The 22248-nt window shown below is 61.9% G+C and carries 18 protein-coding genes; 9 read left to right on the forward strand and 9 right to left on the reverse strand.

The window, feature by feature from the left end:
• The coding region (locus X757_RS01000000165025; RefSeq protein ID WP_032903236.1) for a hypothetical protein at nucleotides 1–577 on the forward strand (577 nt) is incomplete at its 5' end.
• Between the two features lie 312 nt (nucleotides 578–889).
• Here the strand turns inward: X757_RS01000000165025 and X757_RS145145 are convergent.
• The 4 genes from X757_RS145145 to X757_RS145130 are packed head-to-tail and all read right to left on the reverse strand — an operon-like array spanning nucleotide 890 to nucleotide 4964.
• Nucleotides 890–1588: an ABC-type transport auxiliary lipoprotein family protein gene (locus X757_RS145145; protein ID WP_023726891.1), complete on the reverse strand. Its 699-nt coding sequence runs from the start codon at nucleotides 1586–1588 to the stop codon at nucleotides 890–892.
• Complete coding sequence (locus tag X757_RS145140; protein WP_023669035.1) at nucleotides 1569–2942, reverse strand: MlaD family protein; 1374 nt, start codon at nucleotides 2940–2942, stop codon at nucleotides 1569–1571. Before X757_RS145140 ends, X757_RS145145 begins: the two co-directional genes overlap by 20 nt.
• Nucleotides 2943–2956: 14 nt before the next feature.
• Complete coding sequence (locus X757_RS145135; RefSeq protein ID WP_023726892.1) at nucleotides 2957–3775, reverse strand: ABC transporter ATP-binding protein; 819 nt, start codon at nucleotides 3773–3775, stop codon at nucleotides 2957–2959.
• A gap of 1 nt (nucleotide 3776) precedes the next feature.
• Complete coding sequence (locus X757_RS145130; RefSeq protein WP_023708615.1) at nucleotides 3777–4964, reverse strand: ABC transporter permease; 1188 nt, start codon at nucleotides 4962–4964, stop codon at nucleotides 3777–3779.
• A 77-nt stretch (nucleotides 4965–5041) separates the two neighbouring features.
• On the opposite strand from X757_RS145130, the gene dgcA reads away from it, so the two are divergent.
• Nucleotides 5042–6025 carry an N-acetyl-D-Glu racemase DgcA gene (dgcA, locus tag X757_RS145125; RefSeq protein ID WP_023726893.1) on the forward strand — a complete coding sequence of 328 codons (984 nt, stop codon included), beginning with the start codon at nucleotides 5042–5044 and terminating at the stop codon, nucleotides 6023–6025.
• On the opposite strand, the gene X757_RS145120 is transcribed toward dgcA, so the two are convergent.
• Together X757_RS145120 and X757_RS145115 are read right to left on the reverse strand one after the other, a co-directional pair.
• The gene (locus tag X757_RS145120) at nucleotides 5996–7210 is read right to left on the reverse strand and encodes an MFS transporter (RefSeq protein WP_023726894.1); all 1215 of its coding nucleotides are present in this window, start codon (nucleotides 7208–7210) and stop codon (nucleotides 5996–5998) included. The genes dgcA and X757_RS145120 overlap by 30 nt on opposite strands.
• 104 nt (nucleotides 7211–7314) lie before the next feature.
• A complete protein-coding gene (locus tag X757_RS145115; protein ID WP_023669040.1) occupies nucleotides 7315–8130 on the reverse strand; it encodes a UDP-2,3-diacylglucosamine diphosphatase in 816 nt (271 codons plus the stop codon).
• Nucleotides 8131–8250: 120 nt separating this feature from the next.
• On the opposite strand from X757_RS145115, the gene X757_RS0134405 reads away from it, so the two are divergent.
• Nucleotides 8251–9030: an SDR family oxidoreductase gene (locus X757_RS0134405; protein WP_031214781.1), complete on the forward strand. Its 780-nt coding sequence runs from the start codon at nucleotides 8251–8253 to the stop codon at nucleotides 9028–9030.
• Between the two features lie 159 nt (nucleotides 9031–9189).
• On the forward strand, nucleotides 9190–11514 hold the full coding sequence (locus tag X757_RS145110) for an NADP-dependent malic enzyme (protein WP_023726895.1): 2325 nt from the start codon (nucleotides 9190–9192) through the stop codon (nucleotides 11512–11514).
• 5 nt (nucleotides 11515–11519) lie between these two features.
• Here the strand turns inward: X757_RS145110 and X757_RS145105 are convergent, their stop codons facing one another.
• Entirely contained in the window at nucleotides 11520–12140 is a 621-nt protein-coding gene (locus X757_RS145105) for a DUF1287 domain-containing protein (protein ID WP_050593953.1), read from the reverse strand.
• Between the two features lie 204 nt (nucleotides 12141–12344).
• On the opposite strand from X757_RS145105, the gene X757_RS145100 reads away from it, so the two are divergent.
• Nucleotides 12345–13541, forward strand: a complete 1197-nt coding sequence (locus tag X757_RS145100; protein ID WP_023726897.1) for a DUF2865 domain-containing protein — start codon at nucleotides 12345–12347, stop codon at nucleotides 13539–13541.
• Here the strand turns inward: X757_RS145100 and gltX are convergent.
• Complete coding sequence (gene gltX, locus X757_RS145095; RefSeq protein WP_023726898.1) at nucleotides 13459–14832, reverse strand: glutamate--tRNA ligase; 1374 nt, start codon at nucleotides 14830–14832, stop codon at nucleotides 13459–13461. The two genes, X757_RS145100 and gltX, sit on opposite strands and share 83 nt — an antisense overlap.
• 732 nt (nucleotides 14833–15564) lie before the next feature.
• Here gltX and X757_RS145090 point away from each other — a divergent pair.
• The 4 genes from X757_RS145090 to X757_RS145080 all read left to right on the forward strand — a co-directional run bounded on the left by X757_RS145090 (nucleotide 15565) and on the right by X757_RS145080 (nucleotide 21590).
• Nucleotides 15565–19329, forward strand: coding sequence for a vitamin B12-dependent ribonucleotide reductase (locus X757_RS145090; RefSeq protein WP_023711452.1), 3765 nt, complete (start codon nucleotides 15565–15567; stop codon nucleotides 19327–19329).
• Nucleotides 19330–19612: 283 nt separating this feature from the next.
• Nucleotides 19613–19777: a hypothetical protein gene (locus tag X757_RS1000000168575; protein ID WP_023711453.1), complete on the forward strand. Its 165-nt coding sequence runs from the start codon at nucleotides 19613–19615 to the stop codon at nucleotides 19775–19777.
• A 228-nt stretch (nucleotides 19778–20005) separates the two neighbouring features.
• Nucleotides 20006–20773, forward strand: a complete 768-nt coding sequence (locus X757_RS145085; protein ID WP_023726899.1) for a HipA family kinase — start codon at nucleotides 20006–20008, stop codon at nucleotides 20771–20773.
• Nucleotides 20718–21590, forward strand: a complete 873-nt coding sequence (locus X757_RS145080; protein ID WP_156933453.1) for a DUF3037 domain-containing protein — start codon at nucleotides 20718–20720, stop codon at nucleotides 21588–21590. The genes X757_RS145085 and X757_RS145080 overlap by 56 nt, the downstream gene beginning before the upstream one ends.
• Before the next feature lie 32 nt (nucleotides 21591–21622).
• Here X757_RS145080 and X757_RS145075 read toward each other — a convergent pair whose 3' ends face one another.
• Nucleotides 21623–22246 carry a hypothetical protein gene (locus tag X757_RS145075; protein WP_245275083.1) on the reverse strand — a complete coding sequence of 208 codons (624 nt, stop codon included), beginning with the start codon at nucleotides 22244–22246 and terminating at the stop codon, nucleotides 21623–21625.
• Between the last annotated feature and the right edge of the window lie 2 nt (nucleotides 22247–22248).

Here is a 22248-nt window from a genome sequence, read left to right on the forward strand (position 1 = left end):
GGCGCCACAGCCGGAGCGCCCTGCTCCGCAGGCGCCGCTGGGCGGCCTGCGCGGCACGCTCGATATCGAACGTCCTGCCGAAGCACCGCGCCAGCGCGACGCCAACGCCCGCACGCCGCAAGGCGGCTGGGTGCGCGATCTCCTGACCGGGGCATCGCGCGAGGAGGAAGTCGCCAGGCCGGCAGCGCCCGCGGAAGCACCGCGCGCAACTCCCGCCCAGCGCTCGCCGCTGCATGTCATGGAGTCGCTCAACTCGCTCTCGGTCGATATTGCCCGGGCGATCGACCACGACGCCTCGATCGAGCTGTGGAACCGCTACCGGCGCGGCGAGCGTGACGTGTTCACGCGCCGCCTCTACACGCTCAAGGGCCAGCAGACCTTTGACGAAATCCGCCGCAAATATCAGGCCGAGGCGGAGTTCCGCGCCGCCGTCGACCGCTACTGCGACGATTTCGAGAAGCTGCTCAAGGACGTCTCGCGCAACGACCGCGACAACATCATGGCGCAGACCTACCTGACGTCGGACACCGGCAAGGTCTACACCATGCTGGCCCATGCGAGCGGCCGTTTGCACTGATTGAGGCGACACCACAGACACAGAAAAGGCGGGAAGTTCCCGCCTTTTTCTTTGTGCAAAATCGTCGGTCTGCGCTGCCCCTCATCCGCCTGCCGGCACCTTCTCCCGTATAGCGACGGGGTGAAGGGAGATGGCATCAGCCTCGCCGCCCATACTGCGACGGTGACAATTGGCGAAATCATTGGCGATGGCGTTCTTTCTCACTATACGGGGAGAAATGCCCGGCAGCGCAATGAGGGGCAGCGCGAACCTGCGATATTTGGTCGAGTGCTGGTTTAACGCGACGAACGATCGTTCCAAGCCTCGACCGGCTCAGATCACCAAATCCGTCCAGCCCACAATACCCTTCGCCGCCTCGCCGAAGGCGCTGTCGAGCGCGTTGACATAGGCCGGATTGCCGCTGCCGGAGACGGGAGCGGATGCGGTAAAGCTTTTGGAGGCGCGCACCTCGCCGTTGCGGTCGTTCAGGATGCGTACGAAGAGATTGACCTCGGCATGCTCGCCGCCATTGACGCGGACTTCGAAGGAGCGGATCTCGACGATCACCTGGTAGTCGATCGCCAGCCCCTCGCCCGGCTTGCCGACGCCGGCAAAGCTGCCGGAGCGCTGGAAGGTTTCGGCGAGCCTCGCCTGCACGATCAGCGGCAGCCGGTCGGCCCATTGCGCGCCCTTGAGATACTGGATCGAGCGATCTGACGGCTTGATGACGATGTTCTGGCTGTCCAGCGCCTTGAGCGCGGAGGGCTGGGCGATCAGGATCTGGCGGCGGCTGTGGCCACGGGCGTCGATCGACGGGGCGGACAGCTCGAACGTATCGAGCGGCGCCGGCTTGCCTCCCAATGCCGCGCAACCAGCCAGCGTCAAGCCAAGCAAAACGACTGCCGATCTATACCCACCCAACCCGAACGTCACGCGTGATCCCCACTGTCCCCGGATCGTATGATGAATCCGCATCCGCGGTCCATGTAATTGCTGCGGGCGGGCACGGAAGTCAACGCCGTGCCCTGCCATCGAACTGCCGGACCTCGCCGTCGCCGCCCGACAGGATGCGCTGCGGGTTGCGGCTGAGATCGGTCACCGCCTCTTCGATGCGGCTGATCGAACGCCGGCTGTCCTGGACCAGCGCCTCGACATTCGACAGGCCCTGGCCCGAGAAGCGCGCAATATTGTCGGTGATCGTGCCAAGCCGGGCGTTCAGCGTGTCGGCGACCTGCTTGAACGACTTCAGCGTGTCCCTGGCATCGGCCATGACGCCGTCGGCCTGGCCCGAACCGAGCAGCGTATCGACCCTTTTCAGGATGCCGTCGACGCGCACCGAGGCATCGTTGAGGCGCGACGCAAGCTGTTTGGCGTCCTTGATCGTCTCGTCGATGTCGTCGGCCCGGTCGGCGAACTTGTCGGTCACCTTGGCGATGTCGGCGGCGGCCTTGTTGGCGTTTTCGCTGGCCTTCTGAATGTTGGCGAGCGCCACGCGCACTTGTGCCGGATCGATGCCGTCGAGCACATTATCGACCTTTGCCAGCGTGCCTTGCGTGCGCTTGGCGAAATCGTTGACCGAGCCGACCGCGGTATCGACGTTCTTGATCACGCCATCGAGCTGTCCGCTGGTCTCCTTCAGATTGGCCGTGACGGCGTCCACATTGGCGACGATGCTCTTGATCTTGTCCTTGTCGACGGCATTGAGCAGGCCTTCGGCAGCCTTCAGTGTGCCGTCGAGCTTGCCGGAAACACCCTTCAACTCGTCCGACAGCGCGCTGACGGCGGTCAGGAACTTGTCGATGCCGTCGGCATTCCTGGCCAGCGCATCGGAAAATGTCTGGGCGTTCTTGACGGTCTGGGTCAGCGGCCCGCGCACATCCCTGGTGAAACCTTCGAGTTCGGAAAGCACCTTGTCGGCACGGGTGAAGATATTCTGCGCCGTCTGCAGCAGGTTGGTGACCGCCGATGGATTGGCGACGATCTCGGCGGTCCTGCCCTCCTTTGCCGCCTCTTCCAGCAGGTTCGGTTCCTTGGGATCGGCGCCCTTCAATTCGATGTTGACCTGGCCGGCAAGGCTGGCGATGCCGATATCGGCCTGCGTCGATTTGGTGAGCGGCGTTGTCTGGTCGATCTCGGTCGTAGCAATGGCGGCATTGGGGTCATTGCGGTCGAAATAGACGCGCTTGACCACCCCGACCTTGACGCCGTTGAACAGCACCAGACTGCCGGGGCCGAGGCCGGAGGCCGAACCCTGAATGCGCACGCGCAGCTCCGCCGTCTCGCCGCGATCACCGATCTGGGCGGTCCAATAGACGAACCCGAACGCCGCCAGGATTGCAGCCAGGGTGAAAATGCCGACAATTACGTAGTTGGCTCTGGTTTCCATTGCCCCACTTATGTCTATGCGCGCGCGGCAAGATCAAGTTGCCGAGCGCGTTTTCCGCGGAAATAGGATTTGACCCACGGTTCTTCGCTTTTCAGCATGTCGTCGATCGTGCCTTCGACCAGGATTTTCTTGTTGCCGAGCACCGCCACGCGGTCGCAAGCGGTAAACAGCGTGTCGAGATCGTGCGTCACCATATAGACCGTCAGATCCATCGTATCGCGCAGCTTGACCACCAGTTCGTCGAATTCGGACGCGCTGATCGGGTCGAGGCCGGAAGTCGGCTCGTCGAGGAAGACGATGTCGGGGTCGAGCGCCAGCGCCCGCGCCAGGGCGGCGCGCTTGATCATGCCGCCCGAAAGCTCCGAGGGAAATTTTTGCGCGGCGTCCGGCGGCAGGCCGACCAGTTCGATCTTGAGCAAGGCCAGCTCGTCCATCAGCTTCTTCGGCAGATCGAGATATTCGCGCATCGGCACCTGCACGTTTTCCTGGACGGTCAACGCCGAAAACAGGGCGCCGTGCTGGAAAAGCACGCCAAGCCGCATATCGATGCGCAACCGTTCGATGTCGCTGGCCTTTTCGAGGTCGAGGCCAAACAGCTTGATCGTGCCGGACTGCTTGTGCAGCAGGCCGAGAATCGTGCGCAGCAGCACCGATTTGCCGGCGCCCGAGGCGCCGACGAAACCGAGGATTTCGCCGCGCTTGATGTCGAGCGCCAGTTTGTCGAGGATCAGCTTGTCGTCCAGGGAAACGGTGATATCGCGCACCGACAGCACGATATCGTCTTCTTCCATTCCCTGCACAGCCTTGGTCGCCTTTGAGTTTCTGCGCATCATGTCAGAACTCGATCGACGCGTAGAAGATGGCGAAAAGGCCATCGAGGATGATGACGACGAAGATCGACTTCACCACCGAGGCGGTGACGTGCAGCCCCAGCGATTCGGCGCTGCCGCCGACCTTCATGCCTTCTACGGAAGCAATGGTGCCGATGATCATGGCCATGAACGGCGCCTTGATCAGCCCGGCGAAGATGGTGCTGATATCGATTGCCCCGCGCAGCCGGTCGATGAAGGCCGTCGGCGCAATACCGGAATAAAGCCAGGCGGCGAGGATGCCGCCGCCAAGGGCGGCAAAATTGGCGACGATGGTGAGACAGGGCAGCGCGATCACCAGCGCCACCAGGCGCGGAAACACCAGCACGCCGATCGGGTTGAGGCCGATGACCTTCAGCGCATCGACCTCCTCGCGCATCTTCATCGAGCCTATCTCGGCGGTGATGGCGCTGCCGGAACGGCCGGCGATCATGATGGCGGTCATCAGCACGCCGAGCTCGCGCAGGATCAGCACGCCGACCAGATCGACAACGAAAATGTTGGCGCCGAAATAGTTGAGCTGGTAGGCGCCCTGCTGGGCGACGATGGCGCCGACGATCGCCGACATCAGCACCACCACGGGGATGGCGCCGACCCCCATGCGATCGATCTGGTTGAAGATCGCCGCAGGGTTGATGGCATGGCCGCGCCCGAGCTTCATCTGGGCGCCGCCGATGGTGGCGCCAAGGATGTTCATCGAGGCGAGGAAATCGTCGCGCATCTCATAGATGCGGCGGCCGACCGCCTCCAGCCCGCGGAGGATGATGTTGGGGCGCCGGACGCCGCGCGATTCGGGCTCGCGCCGGACAGCTTCGCCAACGGCGCCGAGCAGGATCGAGGCGACATCGCTTTGCCCCTGCATCTTGATCTCGACACCCTTCTTTTCGAAGACACTGACCAGGCGATCGATCAGCCAGGCGCCGGCGGTGTCCATCTTCTCGATGTGGGAAAGATCCAAAGCGAGCGTCTGGAAGCCTTTGCGCTGCTCGATCTTGCGCATCTCGGCGTCGATCAGCGCCACTGTCGTCGTCGTCCAGATGCCGGAGAAAGCGCAGCCGAGGACGCCGCCCTCCTCGCCGACCGCAACGCGGGGCTGGTGGTCGGCCTCCTTGGCGGCGTTGCCGCTTGCGTCGCGTTTGCCGATGGTCAACATGGCGTCCTGTTTAGCCTGACGGGTCGTACCTGTCGATTTGCCGACGACGCGTTGTCGCATAGCCGGAGCAGAAAATTATGGCGCGTGTCATTTCGGTTGAGGCCGAGCGTTTTCCCATTGCCGGCACCTTCACCATCTCGCGCGGGTCGAAGACCGAAGCCAAAGTCATTAGCTGCACGATCAGTGATGGGGACAATCGCGGATGGGGCGAATGCGTCCCCTACAAGCGCTATGGCGAGACCATGGAGGGGGTGCGCGACGCCATCGAGGCCATGCGCCGGCAGATAGAAGGCGGCATCAGCCACAAGGACCTGCTCGATGCGATGCCGGCGGGTGCTGCCCGCAACGCCATCGATTGCGCCTTGTGGGACCTGGAGGCGAAGATCAGCGGCGTTGCGGTCGCGGACGCCATCCACGCTGTGCCCTTGTCGGCGCTGGAGACGGCCTACACGCTGTCGCTAGGCGAGCCGGAGGCAATGGCGGCGCAAGCCCGCGCCAATGCCGGGCGGCCGCTGCTCAAGGTCAAGATCGGCGGCGACAACGACATGGCCCGCATCCGCGCCGTGACCGAAGCGGCGCCCGACAGCCGCATCATCCTCGACGCCAATGAAGGCTGGACCGATGCCAACATCATCGAGAATCTCGCTTTCGCCGCCGAACATGGCATAGCCCTGATCGAACAGCCGCTTCCCGCCGGCCATGATGCCATCCTGCGCCACATCGCGCATCCGGTGCCGATCTGCGCAGACGAAAGCGTCCACGAGGCGAAGGACCTCGAAGCGCTTGTCGGCCTCTATGACGCCGTCAACATCAAGCTCGACAAATCCGGCGGCCTGACCGCCGCCCTTACCCTTCGCAACCGCGCCCGGGAGCTGGGATTCGGCGTGATGGTCGGCTGCATGGTTGGCACGTCGCTGGCGATGGCGCCGGCAGTGCTTTTGGCGCAAGGCGCCGACTTCGTCGACCTCGACGGTCCGCTGCTGCTTGCCCGCGACCGCCAGCCCGGCCTCGTGTACCAGGGGTCGCTGGTGTCACCGCCTGACAGGATGCTGTGGGGCTGAACGCGCGGCGAGCCCGATCAGCGCCAGGCCGACGATGGCGATCGGGATCATCGCCAGGAAGCCGTCGACGCCGTAGCGCTCATAAAGCGGGCCGGACGCCAGCGTCACCGCCGCCATGAAGAAGCCGTTGAAGAAATAAGCAATGCCTTGCGCGGCACCAGTGCGCTCTTCCGAAACCGTTTCGCCGATCATCTTCTGCAGGCCGATCAACACCATCGCCACCGACACCGAATGCAGGGTCTGGACGCCGAAGAAACCGGCAACGCCAAGCCCGAGTGGCCAGATCAACGGAAAGGCGATCCAGCGCACGATGGAGCCGACGCCGGCGATCAGCATCACCTTGACGACTGAGACGGAGGCAAAAATACGGTTGAAAAACACGAACATGCAGACCTCGGCCACCACGCCCCAGGCCCACAGCAGGCCAACGACGGAATCGCTGATGCCGACCGATTTCCAGTAGATTGAGACAAAGCCGTAGAGGAAGGCATGGCTGGCGGTGATGATGCCGACGCCGAGGGTGAAATACAGGAAATACGGATTGAGAAGGCTCGGCGCCTGATGCTGGATGTCGGCGGCCGAAAGCGGCGAAGCCCGGCGCGGGCGGCCAAGCCGCGGCGCCAGCAATCCGGCGACGAGCGCGGCAGACAATGCCGCAAAGATGATTACCGGCACGGCCTGCGGGCTCGTCCAGGCCAGGATAAAGCCGCCTGCGACGTTGGCGCAGAGATAGGAGATCGAGCCCCATTTGCGCATCGCGGTGTAGTTCGAGCCGAAGCGGCGCACGCCCGACAGCGCGAGCGAATCGGCGATCGGCGAATGCGGCGTCCACACCACCGTCAGCGCCAGCGATACGGCAAGCACCGCCGCATAGGTGGGAGTGAGGAAATAGCCGGCGGAAAGCACCATCGTCGCGGCCACCAGCGCAATATAGACATCGGCCCTGTCCTTCGCCCGGTCCGCCAGCGCGGTCAGCAGCGGCGTCGTCACCACGCGCAGGAACATCGGCGCCGCCAGGATGATGGCGATCTGCTCGGCGTGGAAACCCTGGGCATGCAGCCACAGCGGGAAATAAGGCACATGCGTTCCCAGCGACACGAATAATGTCGCGAAGATCAGACTCATGCGCAGTTCGAAATGGCGCGGCTTGACGAGTTGTTCGGGCGAGAGCGGCGGCAGCGACATGAATCGATCCAATTACGCTGCACAAAGGGCTGCAACGCAGATCGATCCCTTAACATGCGCGAAAGCGGTCCGAAACTGCCTGGGCCAGTCGATTAACAGGAGGGTTATGCCGCTTCGACGACCCTGTCTTCGATCAGCAAGGGGATGAGCGGCTCGTCCGGTGCTTCGGGCAGCACCAGCGCCCAGTGGATGATCTCCATCTTGCCGTCGAAATGTTCGACCACCGCCGTGCAGCTCTCCACCCAGTCGCCAGTGTTGATGTACTGCACATCCTCATAAGTCTCGATCGCGGCGTGATGGATGTGGCCGCAGATGACGCCGTCGACATGCGAGCGGCGGGCCTCCTCGGTCAGCACCGTCTGGAACGAGCCGATGAAGTTCACCGCCTTCTTGACCTTGACCTTGGCCCAGGACGAGAACGACCAGTAGGGAAGGCCGAGCATATGGCGGAGCCTCGTCACCACGCGGTTGACCACCATCGCGGCGTCATAGGCGTAGTCGCCGAGGTAGGCCAGCCAGCGTGCATTGTGGACGACGGTATCGAACTGGTCGCCGTGGATGACCAGCAGGCGCCTGCCATCGGCGGTTTCGTGGATGGCGCGGTCGGCAACGACGATGCCGCCGAAATGCACGCCTTGGAACTGGCGCGCGAATTCGTCGTGATTACCGGCGATATAGGTGATCGAGGTGCCCTTGCGCGCCTTGCGCAGCAGTTTCTGGACGACGTCATTGTGGCTCTGCGGCCAATGCCAGCTGCGCCGCAGCCGCCAGCCGTCGACGATGTCACCGACGAGATAGATGATATGGGCGTCGTGATACCGCAGGAAATCGATCAGGAACTCGGCCTTGGCCGCCTTCGATCCGAGATGCAGGTCGGATATGAACATGCTGCGGAAAGTGCGGGTTTCTGTACCGGACATCAGATCGTCACCGTTGCTTTCGCGCAGGCTATGCCCCGATTCATGCAACAACCGTATGACGGTTGCGATTGGGCCAGCCAAAGGGCTAGCGTGCCGCGCCATTCACAGGAGAAAATCGTCATGGATCTGGGCATCAAGGGCAAGAAGGCCATCGTCTGCGCATCGAGCAAAGGGCTGGGCCGCGGCTGCGCCATGGCGCTGGCCGAGGCCGGCTGCGATCTCGTCGTCAACGGCCGCAATGCCGAGCTGCTGGCAAAAACCGCAGCCGAACTGCGCGAACGCTACGGCGTGAAGGTGACCGAGATCGTCGGCGACGTCTCGAAACCCGACGTGCAGCACGCGCTCCTTGCCGCCTGCCCCGACCCGGATATCCTGGTCAACAACAATGGCGGCCCGCCCTTGCGCGATTTCCGCGAGCTCGACCGCGCAAAGATTCTCGAAGGCGTGACGCAGAACATGGTGACGCCGATCGAACTGGTGCAGGCCGTGATCGACGGCATGGCCAAGCGCGGCTTCGGCCGCATCGTCAACATCACCTCGCTGTCGGTCTACGTCCCGATCCCCGGCCTCGATCTGTCGTCCGGCGCGCGCGCCGGGCTGACTTCGTTCCTGGCCGGCGTGGCGCGCACGGTGGTCGACCGCAACGTCACCATCAACAGCCTGCTGCCGGGCAAGCTCGACACCGACCGGCTGCGCGGCCCGCATGAGGCCGGCACGATGGAAGACCCGGCAGCGGCCGCAGCGCGCAAGACCCGCATCAGCGCCGACGTTCCGGCCAAGCGGCTCGGCACGCCGGAAGAGTTCGGCCAGATCTGCGCCTTTCTGTGCTCGGTCCATGCCGGCTATCTCACCGGTCAGAACATCCCGGTCGATGGCGGCCTCTATGTCAGCGCGTTCTAAAGGGCTCAGTGCATCCTCAGCAGGATTTCCGCGCAACCGATTGAAATAATTCGGTCTTTTCGGCCCCGGTTGTTTTAGCCGCCCTTGCGTCATTTGGCGTCGCGAAAAACCATTTTTGCGTGCTAAAAGGCTGCAAAGCAGGTTTGAGGGAGCGGCCGCATGGAAGGCGAGAACAAGAAAACGGCACGTTCGGACCTCGACGAAGCCGCCCTCTACTTCCATAAGCATCCAAGGCCGGGAAAGCTTGAGATTCAGGCAACCAAGCCGCTCGGCAACCAGCGCGATCTGGCGCTGGCCTATTCGCCGGGTGTTGCCGCGCCCTGTCTTGAAATCCGCGACAATCCGGCGACCGCCGCCGACTATACGGCGCGCGCCAATCTGGTCGGCGTCGTCTCCAATGGCTCGGCCGTTCTCGGCCTCGGCAATATCGGCCCGCTCGCCTCCAAGCCGGTGATGGAAGGCAAGGCGGTGCTGTTCAAGAAATTCGCCGGCATCGACGTCTTCGACATCGAGATCGACGCGCCGGGCATAGAGCGCATGGTCGAGACGATCTCGGCGCTGGAACCGACATTCGGTGGCATCAATCTCGAGGACATCAAGGCGCCCGAATGCTTCGAGGTGGAGGCGCAGTTGAAGGCCCGCATGAGCATTCCCGTCTTCCATGACGACCAGCATGGCACCGCCATCATCGTCGCCGCCGCGGTGCTCAACGGGCTGGAATTCGCCGGCAAGGCCATTTCCGACATCAAGATCGTCACCTCAGGCGCCGGTGCGGCAGCGCTCGCCTGCCTCAACCTGTTGGTCTCGCTTGGCGCCAAGGTAGAGAACATCTGGGTCACCGACCGCTTCGGCGTCGCCTACAAGGGCCGCACCGACGAGATGGACCGCTGGAAAGACCCGTATGTGAAGGATACCGAGGCGCGCACGCTGGCCGATGTGATCCCGGGCGCCGACGTCTTCCTCGGCCTATCGGCCGCCGGCGTGCTGAAGCCGGAACTGTTGCGGCATATGGCGCCGAAGCCGCTGATCCTGGCGCTGGCCAACCCCAATCCGGAGATCATGCCGGAGGCGGCGCGGGCGGCGCGGCCGGACGCCATGATCTGCACCGGGCGTTCCGATTTTCCCAATCAGGTCAATAACGTACTGTGTTTTCCTTACATCTTCCGCGGTGCGCTGGACTGCGGCGCCAGCGCCATTAACGAGGAGATGAAGATGGCGGCGGTCAGGGCGATCGCCGCCCTTGCCCGCGAAGAGCCTTCGGATGTCGCCGCGCGCGCCTATTCCGGCGAGACGCCGATCTTCGGGCCCGATTTCCTGATCCCCTCGCCCTTCGATCCGCGCCTCATCCTGCGCATCGCGCCGGCGGTGGCGAAGGCTGCCTGCGACACCGGCGTCGCGACCCGGCCGATCACCGACTTCGCCGCCTATATCGACCAGCTCAACCGCTTCGTCTTCCGCTCCGGCCTAGTGATGAAGCCGGTGTTTTCCTCGGCCAAGGCGTCGACCGCCAAGCGCGTCATCTATGCCGACGGCGAGGACGAGCGCGTGCTGCGCGCAGCCCAGGTGGTGCTGGAGGAAGGCATTGCCGAGCCGATCCTGATCGGCCGCCCGCATGTCATCGAGGTCAGGCTGAAGCGCTACGGCCTGCGTATCAAGCCGGGCGTCGATTTCGGCCTGATCAACCCGGAAGACGATCCGCGCTACCGCCATTATGTCGACCTGTTGATCGAGCTTGCCGGCCGGCGCGGCGTGACGACGGAGGCCGCGCGCACCATGGTGCGCACCGACAATACGGTGATTGCGGCACTGGCGCTGAAGCGCGGCGATGCCGACGCCATGATCTGCGGCCTCGAGGGCCGTTTCGAGCGGCATCTGCGCAATGTGACGCTGGTCATCGGACCACGCGCGGGCGTCAAGGACCGCGACCTGTCGACGCTGTCGATGCTGATCTCGCAGCGCGGCATCATCTTCCTCACCGACACCCATGTCTCGGTCGACCCGACGGCCGAGGAAATCGCCGAAATGACCATATTGGCGGCGGAGGAAATCCAGCGCTTCGGCATCGAGCCGAAGGCAGCGCTGCTGTCGCATTCGGATTTCGGCTCGCGTGATTCTCCCAGCGCGCTGAAGATGCGGCAGGCAGCGGCGATCCTGGCGCGCGTTGCGCCCGACCTGCAATGCGACGGCGAGATGCATGCCGATTCAGCCCTGTCGGAGCATCTGCGCCAGCGCGTCTATCCGCATTCGCGGCTGAAGGGCGAAGCCAATCTCCTGGTGTTCCCCAACCTCGACTCCGCCAACATCACGCTGACCGCGCTGCGCACGATGATGGATGCGCTGCATGTCGGTCCGATCCTGCTTGGCACCGACAAGCCGGCGCATATTTTGACGCCGTCGGTGACGTCGCGCGGCGTCGTCAACATGACGGCGCTTGCGGTGGTCGAGGCGGCGCACAAGGCACAGGCGGTGGTTCATTTCAACTGACGCCGTCAGGCAGGCACGAAACGGTAATGCCCGGTCTGCGTGAAGGCAAACAGCGTGTCCTCCTCGCGGGCGCCCGCCCCGATATTGTGGATGACCAGCGCTCGTTCCGGCACGTCCGCCGAGCGTTCGGATGAGACGATGACGATGTGCGGCAGGTTGCCGGGCAGCATCTGGGTGACGATATCGCCCGGCTGAAAGTCGGGAGGATACTCGCTGGCGGGCAAGGAAACTCCGTTGCGTCCGAAAAAAGCGGCAAGATTGCCGACCCGTCGGTGGTCGATGTTGCGGTCGGTCGCTTTCAGGCCCCAGGTCTTGGGATAGGCGGCGAAATTGGCGGCCATATCCTCATGCACCAGTTTCTGCAGGTCGAGATTGAAGGCGCGGCGATAGGCGCGCACGATCACATCCGTGCACACGCCCCTATCCGGCGCGACATCGCCGCCGGGATAGTCGAGGCGGACATAGGTCGGGTCGTAGAAGGTGGTGAGGCCAATCTGCTCACGCGCGGCTTCGACCAATTTGCTGCGCCAGTCCGGAGCGGCTGGATTTTCCTGCGCCCGGGCGGCGGGCACCGCCAGGCACAACAGACCGAACTGCAGCGCGGTTCGACGGGTAATCGCGATCATGCCAGCTCCCCGGGGCATTGCTGGATCGTGGGATAATTCCGGGGCGATTGCGCCTTTTTCATGCAGCGGTGAGATCGCACAGTTGCCGCCCTATCCAAACGCCTCCTGCAACGCCTCTATGGGCTAAGACCATCTTTGGTTGTAGATTGAGGGAACGGTTAACCGCGAATCCGGTAGACAGGCAGGCAAGCGGGGTTTCGGCCAATGACAGGCGGACGATGGAGGCTGAAGCATCTGGCTGCGCTGCTCGGCGCGCTTGTGCTTTCGGCCGTCGCCACCACTGAACCGCAGGCCGCCTCCCGCGTTTGCCGTCAACTGGAAGCCGAGCTTGCTTCTTCATCGAATGGCGGCGGCAATTCCAGCATGGCGCGGAAGTATGACAAGGCCATCTCCCGCCAGTTCGAACAGCTATCAAAGGTGCGCGGTCGTGCGAGCGATGCGAATTGCGGGTTTTCGCTGTTTTCGCGCAATGTCAGCCAATGTGCTGCGCTGAACAGCAGCATCGATCGCATGAACGCCAATCTCGATGCGTTGCAAGCCAAGCGCGCGCAGCTTGCCGGCGGCGGCTCGCGGCGCGACCGCGGCCGCATCCTGGCCGCGCTCGACGCCAATGGCTGCCGTGACGAGCCCGCGCCGCGCCGGGAGCCGCTGCAGGAAGCCAGCCGCGAACCCGACGACGGCAATCTGTTCGACCAGCTTTTCGGCGGCAACCGGCAGATCGACACGCTCGATCAGCCCGATGATCCCGGCGAGGAGCGCAATGTGCGCAGGGTGCTCAATCAGCCCGGCGTGCCGGATTTCCCGACGGTCGGCGGCGAGTTCCATACGAGCTGCGTGCGCACCTGCGACGGCTATTTCTTCCCGATGTCGAACTCGGCTTCGCTCGGCGATTTCGAGCGCGACCAGAAGAATTGCGAATCGAGCTGCCCCGGCACCGAAATGCAGGTGTTCTATTCGCGCGGCATGGAAGACGATTCGGCCAACATGACGTCGTCGGTGACCGGCAGGCCCTACAGCGAGTTGCCGACCGCCTATCTCTACAAACAGCCCAACATGTCGCGGCCGCTGGCTTGTGGCTGCAATGCGCAGGCCGGAAATTTCGAGATCATCGGCGGCAACCCGCCACCGCCCGAGCAATCGCAGCCTGATACCGAGACAACGCCATTCATTCCGGTGCCGGCGGCCAAACCCGATCCGGGCGCGGATCCGGAGACGCTGGCGAACGTACAAGGCGGGCTCGACCGCGCCGCCATCAAGCGCCTTGCCGTCAAGCCGGTGGTGTCGCCGGTGTCGCTGATCCCGCCGGACCAGCGCAAGGTCAGGGTCGTCGGGCCAGCGTTCCTTCCCGACCCAGCAGCGGCAATAGATCTGCAAGCTCCGGCCCGGAAGCAAGTCCGGTAAGGGCCAACCTGAGCGGCATGAACAGCGCCTTGCCCTTGCGGCCGCTGGCTTCCCTGATCCTGGCCGTCCAGTCTTTCCAGACCGTGCCGGTCCACGGCTCTTCCGGCAGCAGGTCGAAGGCCTGCTGCAGGAAGTCGCGATCCTCGTCGGAAAATTCCGGCGCCGGCTGCGGGCCGTCGGCAAAGATACGCCACCAGCCGACCGCGTCGCTCAGCCGGTCGAGATTGCCGCGCACCGCCAGCCAGAACGGCTCGGCCTTGTCGCCGGAGATGCCGAGCACGATCAGCCGATCCCGCGCCTCGGAAAAAGGCATGTGGTGCATGAGCGCACGATTGAGCACGAACAGCTCGTCCGGGTCGAATTTGGCCGCCGATTTCGACGTGGCGGCGGGATCGAAGCGCGCGGCCAGTGTCGGCATGTCATGCACCGCCGCGACATTTTCCGAGGTGCCGACAAGGACGGCCAGCGAGGCAACCGCCATCGGCTCGATGCCCTCCTCGCGCAAGCTCTCGATCGACAGCGCACCGCTGCGCTTCGACAGACCCTCGCCCGAGGCCGTAGTCAAGAGATTGTGGTGGCCGAAGACAGGCGGCTCGGCGCCTAGCGCCTTGAACAACGCGATCTGCACGCCGGTGTTGGTGACGTGGTCGTCGCCGCGGATGACATGACTGACCTCCATCTCGATGTCGTCGACGACCGAAGGCAGCGTGTAGAGATAAGTGCCGTCCTCGCGCCGCAGCACCGGATCGGACAGTGAGGCCAGATCGACGGTTTCCTCGCCGCGCACCAGATCGTTCCAGTGCACTTCGGTGCGTTCGGGCTGCAGCGGATCGCTGGTGAAATTCGGCAGCAGAAAGCGCCAGTGCGGCCGGCGGCCATCGGAGCGGTATTCGGCGATCTGCTGCTGCGAAAGCGCCAGCGCCTCGCGGCCATAGACCGGCGGCAGGCCGCGCGTGCGGCGCACCTTGCGGCGCAGGTCGAGTTCTTCGGGGGTCTCGTAGCAGGGATAGACAACGCCGGCTCTCTGCAGCCGCTCCACCGCCGCGTCGTAAGTTTCGAAGCGCCGCGACTGGTATTCGGTGGCGTCGGGAAAAATCCCCAGCCAGTGCAGGTCGTAGAGGATGGCGTCGGAAAATTCCTGCCTCGAGCGGGCAATGTCTGTGTCGTCGAAGCGCTGAATGAAACGGCCCTTGTTGTTCATGGCAAACAGCCAGTTGAACAAGGCGGTGCGGGCATTGCCGATATGAATGCGGCCGGTTGGTGAGGGGGCAAAACGGACGGTAACTGTCATGGGCGGGGCGTAACGGATGCTCTTGGAATTGACAAGACGCGCCCCCGCGCGACGCCAAAGACATAATGCACGCCAGCTAAAATGAAAAGGCTGTGAGCCAGAATCCGGCCGGGCCTGTCTCGGGTGAACCGCTCACCAGCGGTCCACGCCGGCAGAATCGGGCTTTCCTCAGCCGCTTTTTGTCCCCGTTATCCACATATGTGACACACAAGATGTTGGGGTCACAAAAGCTACGCAAACGAATCCTTGACGACGCAAACCGAGTCGCCTTTTATGTGCCATGTGCTCTTGTTGAGGGCGCGACCGGAGAGTTTCGAGCCCGGTCATTTTTCCCGGATTTTGTGCGTTTTGGCCATGATTTCCGCCTGTTTACGAGGCTGGCGGAAGCGTTGGATCGTGGGGGCTTCGGGAGCGAAAAGGGAGATTTGTCGGACTGGAATAAATTGTCTGTTAACACTATATTTAGTGTTTGCAGGCAGGTTCGACGCTAGATAATGTGAATTTCCCTCGGTCGAGGGAATCGAGGAAAAATTCAGTTTTGAGGGACCCGCAGGGTTCGGCGCAGAGTTGGAACAGCGGCTTCGTAAGAAGCTCGACCGGCAAGGCGACGAAGAGTGCCACAAGGAGAGCCGGTGTTTTCGAACGCCGGCAGACGGCGGACATGCGCGTTTCGCATTGGGGGCAGAAATCCCCGGGGAAAAGCGCTATATATAGACAAAAGGGACCGGACCAATGCGCATCGAGCGTCGTTTCACCAAGCCAGGCCAATCAGCTTACGCGGAGATCGAATTCCGCAAGGCGCTTTCGGAGATCAAGAATCCGGACGGCTCGGTGGTGTTCCGCTTGGACAATATCGATGTGCCGGCGCAGTTCTCGCAGGTTGCCGCCGACATCCTGGCGCAGAAGTATTTCCGCAAGGCCGGCGTGCCCGCGCGCCTGAAGAAGGTCGAGGAGAACGACGTCCCCTCCTTCCTGTGGCGCTCCGTCGCCGACGAGGCCGAGCTTGCCAAGCTGCCGGAAGCCGAGCGCTACGGTTCCGAAATCGACGCCCGCCAGGTCTTCGACCGGCTGGCCGGCACCTGGACCTATTGGGGCTACAAGGGCGGCTACTTCAAGTCGGAAGAAGACGCGAGCGCCTTCCGCGACGAACTCGCCTATATGCTCGCCACCCAGCGCGTTGCGCCGAACTCGCCGCAATGGTTCAATACCGGCCTGCACTGGGCCTACGGCATCGATGGTCCGAGCCAGGGCCACTATTATGTCGACCCGTTTACCGGCAAGCTGACCAAGTCGAAGTCCTCCTACGAGCATCCGCAGCCGCATGCCTGCTTCATCCAGGGCGTGCAGGACGATCTCGTCAACGAAGGCGGCATCATGGACCTGTGGGTGCGTGAAGCGCGTCTGTTCAAATATGGCTCGGGCACCGGCTCCAATTTCTCGATGCTGCGCGGCGAAGGCGAAAAGCTGTCGGGCGGCGGCCGTTCGTCCGGCCTGATGAGCTTCCTCAAGATCGGCGACCGCGCGGCGGGCGCCATCAAGTCGGGCGGCACCACGCGTCGTGCGGCCAAGATGGTCATTGTCGACGCCGACCATCCCGATATCGAGGAATTCATCGACTGGAAGGTCAATGAAGAGCAGAAGGTGGCGTCGCTGGTCACCGGCTCCAAGATCGTGAAAAAACATCTCGAAGCGATCATGAAGGCCTGCATCAATTGCGAAGGCCATGATGACGATTGCTTCGACCCGTCGATCAACACCGCGCTGAAGCGCGAGATCAAGGCGGCCAAGAAGTCGGCCGTGCCGGAGAACTACATCTACCGCGTCATCCAGTTCGCCAAGCAGGGCTACACCGCGATGTCGTTCAAGACCTACGACACCGACTGGGATTCCGACGCCTACCTCACCGTTTCCGGCCAGAACTCCAACAATTCGGTGTCGCTGAAGGACAACTTCCTGCGCGCCGTCGAGGACGACGCCGACTGGCATCTGACCGCCCGCAAGGACGGCAAGGTGCTGAAGACGCTGAAGGCACGCGACCTCTGGGAAAAGATCGGCTACGCCGCCTGGGCTTCGGCCGATCCGGGCCTGCATTTCAACACGACGATGAACGACTGGCACACCTGCGCTTCGGCCGGTGCGATCCGGGCCTCCAATCCGTGCTCGGAATACATGTTCCTCGACGACACGGCCTGCAACCTGGCCTCGATCAACCTGCTCCCCTACCGCAACGCCGACGGCACGATCGACATCGCCGCCTACGAGCACACGGTGCGGCTGTGGACCGTCGTCCTCGAAATCTCGGTGATGATGGCGCAGTTCCCGTCGAAGGAGATCGCCAAGCAGTCCTACGAATACCGCACGCTCGGCCTCGGCTATGCCAACATTGGCGGCCTGCTGATGACGTCCGGCATCCCCTATGACTCCGACGAGGGCCGCGCCATCTGCGCAGCGCTCACCGCCATCATGACCGGCACTGCCTATGCCACCTCGGCCGAGATGGCCGGCGAGCTCGGCGCCTTCGCCGATTACGACCGCAATGCGCAGAACATGCTGCGCGTCATGCGCAACCATCGCCGTGCCGCCTATGGCGAAAAGCAGGGCTACGAGAAGCTCGCCGTCAATCCGGTGCCGCTGGTCGCGTCCGACCTGAAGCAGCAGGAACTGGCCGCGCACGCCAAGGCTGCCTGGGACCGCGCCATCGAACTCGGCGAGGAGCATGGCTACCGCAACGCGCAGGCGACCGTGATTGCGCCGACCGGCACGATCGGCCTGGTCATGGATTGCGATACCACCGGCATCGAGCCCGACTTCGCGCTGGTGAAGTTCAAGAAGCTTGCCGGCGGCGGCTATTTCAAGATCATCAATCGCGCCGTGCCGGAAGCGCTGCGCACGCTGGGTTACTCAGAAAGCCAGATCGCCGAGATCGAGGCCTATGCGGTCGGTCACGGCAACATGAACCAGGCGCCGGCGGTCAACCCCGGCTCGCTCAAGGCGAAGGGCTTTACCGATGACAAGATCGCGGCGCTTAACGCAGCACTGAAGTCGGCCTTCGACATCAAGTTCGTCTTTAACCAGTGGACGCTCGGCGCCGACTGGGTGAAGGAGACGTTCGGCTTCACCGATGAGCAGCTCAACGACTTCTCGTTCGAGATGCTGCCGGCGCTCGGCTTCTCCAGGAAGGACATCGAAGCCGCCAACATCCATGTCTGCGGTGCGATGACGCTGGAAGGCGCGCCCTTCCTCAAGGCCGAGCATCTGGCGGTGTTCGACTGCGCCAGCCCGTGCGGCAAGATCGGCAAGCGCTCGCTGTCGATCAACAGCCACATCCAGATGATGGCGGCGGCACAGCCCTTCATCTCCGGCGCCATCTCCAAGACCATCAACATGCCCAACGATGCGACGGTGGAAGACGCCAAGGGCGCCTACATGCTGTCGTGGAAGCTGGCGCTGAAGGCCAACGCGCTCTATCGCGACGGCTCAAAGCTGTCGCAGCCGCTCAATTCGTCGCTGCTCGCCGACAGCGAGGATGACGAGGACGACGCGGTCGAGCAGCTGATCGCTGCGCCCGCTTCACAGCGCGCAGTGCAAGTGACCGAGAAGATCGTCGAGCGCGTCATCGAACGCCTCTACCGCGACCGCGAAAAGTTGCCGAACCGCCGCAAGGGCTACACCCAGAAGGCAGTCGTCGGCGGCCACAAGGTCTACCTGCGCACGGGCGAATTCGATGACGGCCGCATCGGCGAGATCTTCATCGACATGCACAAGGAAGGCGCCGCTTTCCGGGCGATGATGAACAACTTCGCCATCGCCATCTCGCTTGGCCTGCAATATGGCGTGCCGCTCGAGGAATTTGTCGAGGCCTTCACCTTCACCAAATTCGAGCCGGCCGGCATGGTGCAGGGCAATGACGCCATCAAGAATGCGACGTCGATCCTCGACTATGTGTTCCGCGAGCTCGCCGTGTCCTATCTCGGCCGCCACGACCTCGCCCATGTCGACCAGTCGGATTTCGACAAGACGGCGCTCGGACGCGGCATCAACGAAGGCAAGGCGACGCCGTTCTCGAAGGGCCTTACCCGCGGCGCCTCGCCGGTCAAGTTGGTGTCTGGCTTAGGTGGCGAACCCAAGGGTTTTGCCGGATCGCCTGCCGCGGCCCCTGCCCGGGTCACTCCAACTGCGTTCTCAGGCTCCAACGTGTTGGCGCTTAAACCAGCAAGCGACGAAGCCATCGCCTACAAGCGCGACTATGAGGAGCGAGCCAAGGAATTGGTCGAAGATATTGTTTCCGAGGAGGCTGCCGACCCCACCGGGTTGTTCACCGACGAAGCAGCGAAAGAAGCGGCCGAGGCAAAGGCGCTTGCCTCCACGCGCCGTCAGCAATCTTTGATGCAAGGCTACACCGGCAACGAATGCTCGGAATGCCACAACTTCACCATGGTGCGGAATGGCACCTGCGAGAAGTGCGATACTTGTGGATCGACGAGCGGGTGCAGCTGAGGAAACTGAGCGCAAAAGCGTAACATCACCGGCCCGGTCGTAAGATCGGGCCGAAAATGGCAACCGGAACAAAAGAAGAAAACGATTTAAAAATTTAGACTGCATGCTCACGCCAGAAACACCAAAGCCGACCCAAATTGGGTCGGCTTTGATACCGCGAATAAGCCGGAGCCCACGCGGGGCGACGAGATCGAAATCCCATCTCCTCTAGCAAGGTGATCATATGGGGAGTCGGTTCTCGGAGTCGAGGTAGCTCAGGCAGTTCGAGAAGAAAGATATCCAAATGACCACCAACGAGCGTAAGACTTTCGACATTGGACGAAGCTCAAAGAGCGGCCAATTCATTCCTGTGAAGGAAGCAGAGCGCCGGCCGAACACAACCACGGTCGAGCGTGTGCCCAAGCCCGGCTTCGGCGACACAAAGAACGAGCCGCCGCGCAAAAAGTAGCGCCCAAGGTTGGGTTTGCCGGTCGCCCAGTTGCGGCCGGCAACAACCTTGCCCAAGCAAGCCAGCACTATATGTGGTTCTCTTTTATTAACCGACACCACTATGTTGATTTTTGTGGACTTTTTTCCCTGACGCCCTTAAAATTTGAGTGACTTGAAGTGGCCTCGGGATTCAACGAGCAGGGGCGGAATACGACAGGGGGATTTTTGGGACGCTGGATGTCAACCTATGACGCAATTGGAATTTATTCCTCTCAGAATAACTGAGTACAAGCCAAATCCCCGTCAGACTACGCAGCACCAAACTGGTGTGGCGCTCTGTGACGATGGGTTGAGGTATTTCGTTAAAGGGATGGGTGGTGAGGTCGACGTTTGCGCCACCGAGTGGATATGTACGTCGTTCGCAAGGTCTTTGAACCTGCCGGTTCCTCCTATGAAGGTGCTTCAGACTCCTGGTGGAGCACTTGTGTTCGGCTCACAGGCGATCACGCATTGCATGAGCGACTTGGAAGCCAGCATGCTGCTTCTTGATGGTCCCGGCAATCTCAACGTGCCAGGCATCCGCAATTTGCTTTCAGCCACCTATGCTTTTGATCAGTTGATCTACAACCCTGATCGGCACGATCATAATTTTCTGTTCCAGCGGGCGGGCTTGATTGACGGTCAAGAGATCGCCAATCTGCACATAATTGACTTCGGCAGCTCAACAATCTTGAATGACAATTCCATCGTTGGGCTTGCTCAAGGCATGCCCACGGTGCAGGTCGGTAAAAAGATACGGAAAGTACACGGCTTCTCTGTGGAATTTGCCAGATCGTTCCTGGACCGGTTTCATAAAGGTCGTGCGCTTATCTGCGACAATGCAATGATAGGGCTACCAACGGAATGGTTGTCAAAAAATGCACGAACTTCGCTGATAACTAGAATCTTGAGTCCGGAATTTGGACGCCAAATCGACGAAGTGGGCGAAGGAATCCGCAGTGGTGCATATCTTTAACTACGCTCTAATTCGCTTGGTGCCATTCGCGCACCGGGGCGACGTTTTGAACGTAGGCCTAGTCGTGTTCAAGTCGGATCGCCTTGACGTGAGATTGAACGCTTCTCCCCAGTTGTTGAACTATTTCAATGTCAGCTCGCGGGCGGTTGAGTGGATTGCGACGCACCTCAGGGAGTCCGACGATTCATCAATCGAACTGGACGCACGAGTTGCTCGGCTCTCGAAGGCTACGGGCTACACCCTTTCAGAGATTGGGTGGTTTACGATCGATTCAGATAGTCAATACGAACAAAGGATATCGGACATAATCTCCGAATACGTTGAGAAGCCAAAAGGGCAATCGATCAAGAAGAAGCCCGGCAGTAAACTATCTAAAGATCTTCGCAAGATATTCAAGGAATACGATCTCTTTAGCGGAGATATTCAAGATATTGATAGGCATCGCGTTGTGGCCAACCTGCCGGTTGGCCCATCTGGAAAGCTTCATATCGACTTTATGCTGAAGAACTCTAGATATCATGCGACCGAGACCATAGATTTCACCAACTCTGATCACGCAGGATCCGCTGAAATTAAGAATGCCGCCTTAGCTAGCGTAACTTTTCAACATGCAAAAGACACGCTTTCCAACGTAGGGATTAATTGTTACTTGGTTTTTTCTGCCACCGCCTTGGTAGAAAGAGCAGTCGGCCCTGCGCTCAAAATAGCCCAAAGGGAAGCAATCGAATCTTTCAATATGGAAAGTCGCGAGGATAAGGCCCGGTATCTCGATATAATTTTGAACGCCGCAGGTCATAAATCACTTTGGCAGAGTTAGTTAGTCGGATGGCGATCGGCCATCTGCTCAATCTATTTTGGCTCTTGGCTAGCCGGCAACACCCGCAACGTCTGCTCATCAAACAGCGGCTCGTCCTGCCCCGCCCGAACGAACAGCACCCTCCGCCCCTCACCCGCCGGCGCCTCGAAATACTGAATACCATCCGGCATTTCGCCCCAGTCGCCGCAGGGCGGTTCGGGGACCTCATCATTGGCGAGCGCTTTCAGTTCTTTTGCATAGTCGGCATCGGGGCTGAATGTGTAGCGTTTGACGCCGGTGGGCACGGTGCCCTCGGTGTAGGGCGTCAGCACGCAGCGGGCGCTGACTGATTTGTCGGTCTTTTCCAGCAACAGTCGCAGCACTGCGGCCTCTGCGGTTTCGCCGGATTGAATGTCGAACACCTCGACCAGCGGATCGGGCGTGCCGCCATCGCTGTATTTGATGGCGAGCGCATTGCCGGCGAACTCGAAATGGATCTGGCGGAAGCCGAAATCGCAGCGCTGCGCCCAAGCGGCCAGCCCAACCGTCTTGTCGGCCAGTTTTTCCCAGACGCATTTGTCGATCGGCGGGCGCGACGGCGACGGCTCGTCCGCATATGCAGCGGCTGATATCGCCGCGGCGGCAAACAGCACGCAAATCCAGACAATCGGTCTCATGG

The organism is Mesorhizobium sp. LSHC412B00 (assembly GCF_000503035.1).
Lineage (GTDB): Bacteria > Pseudomonadota > Alphaproteobacteria > Rhizobiales > Rhizobiaceae > Mesorhizobium.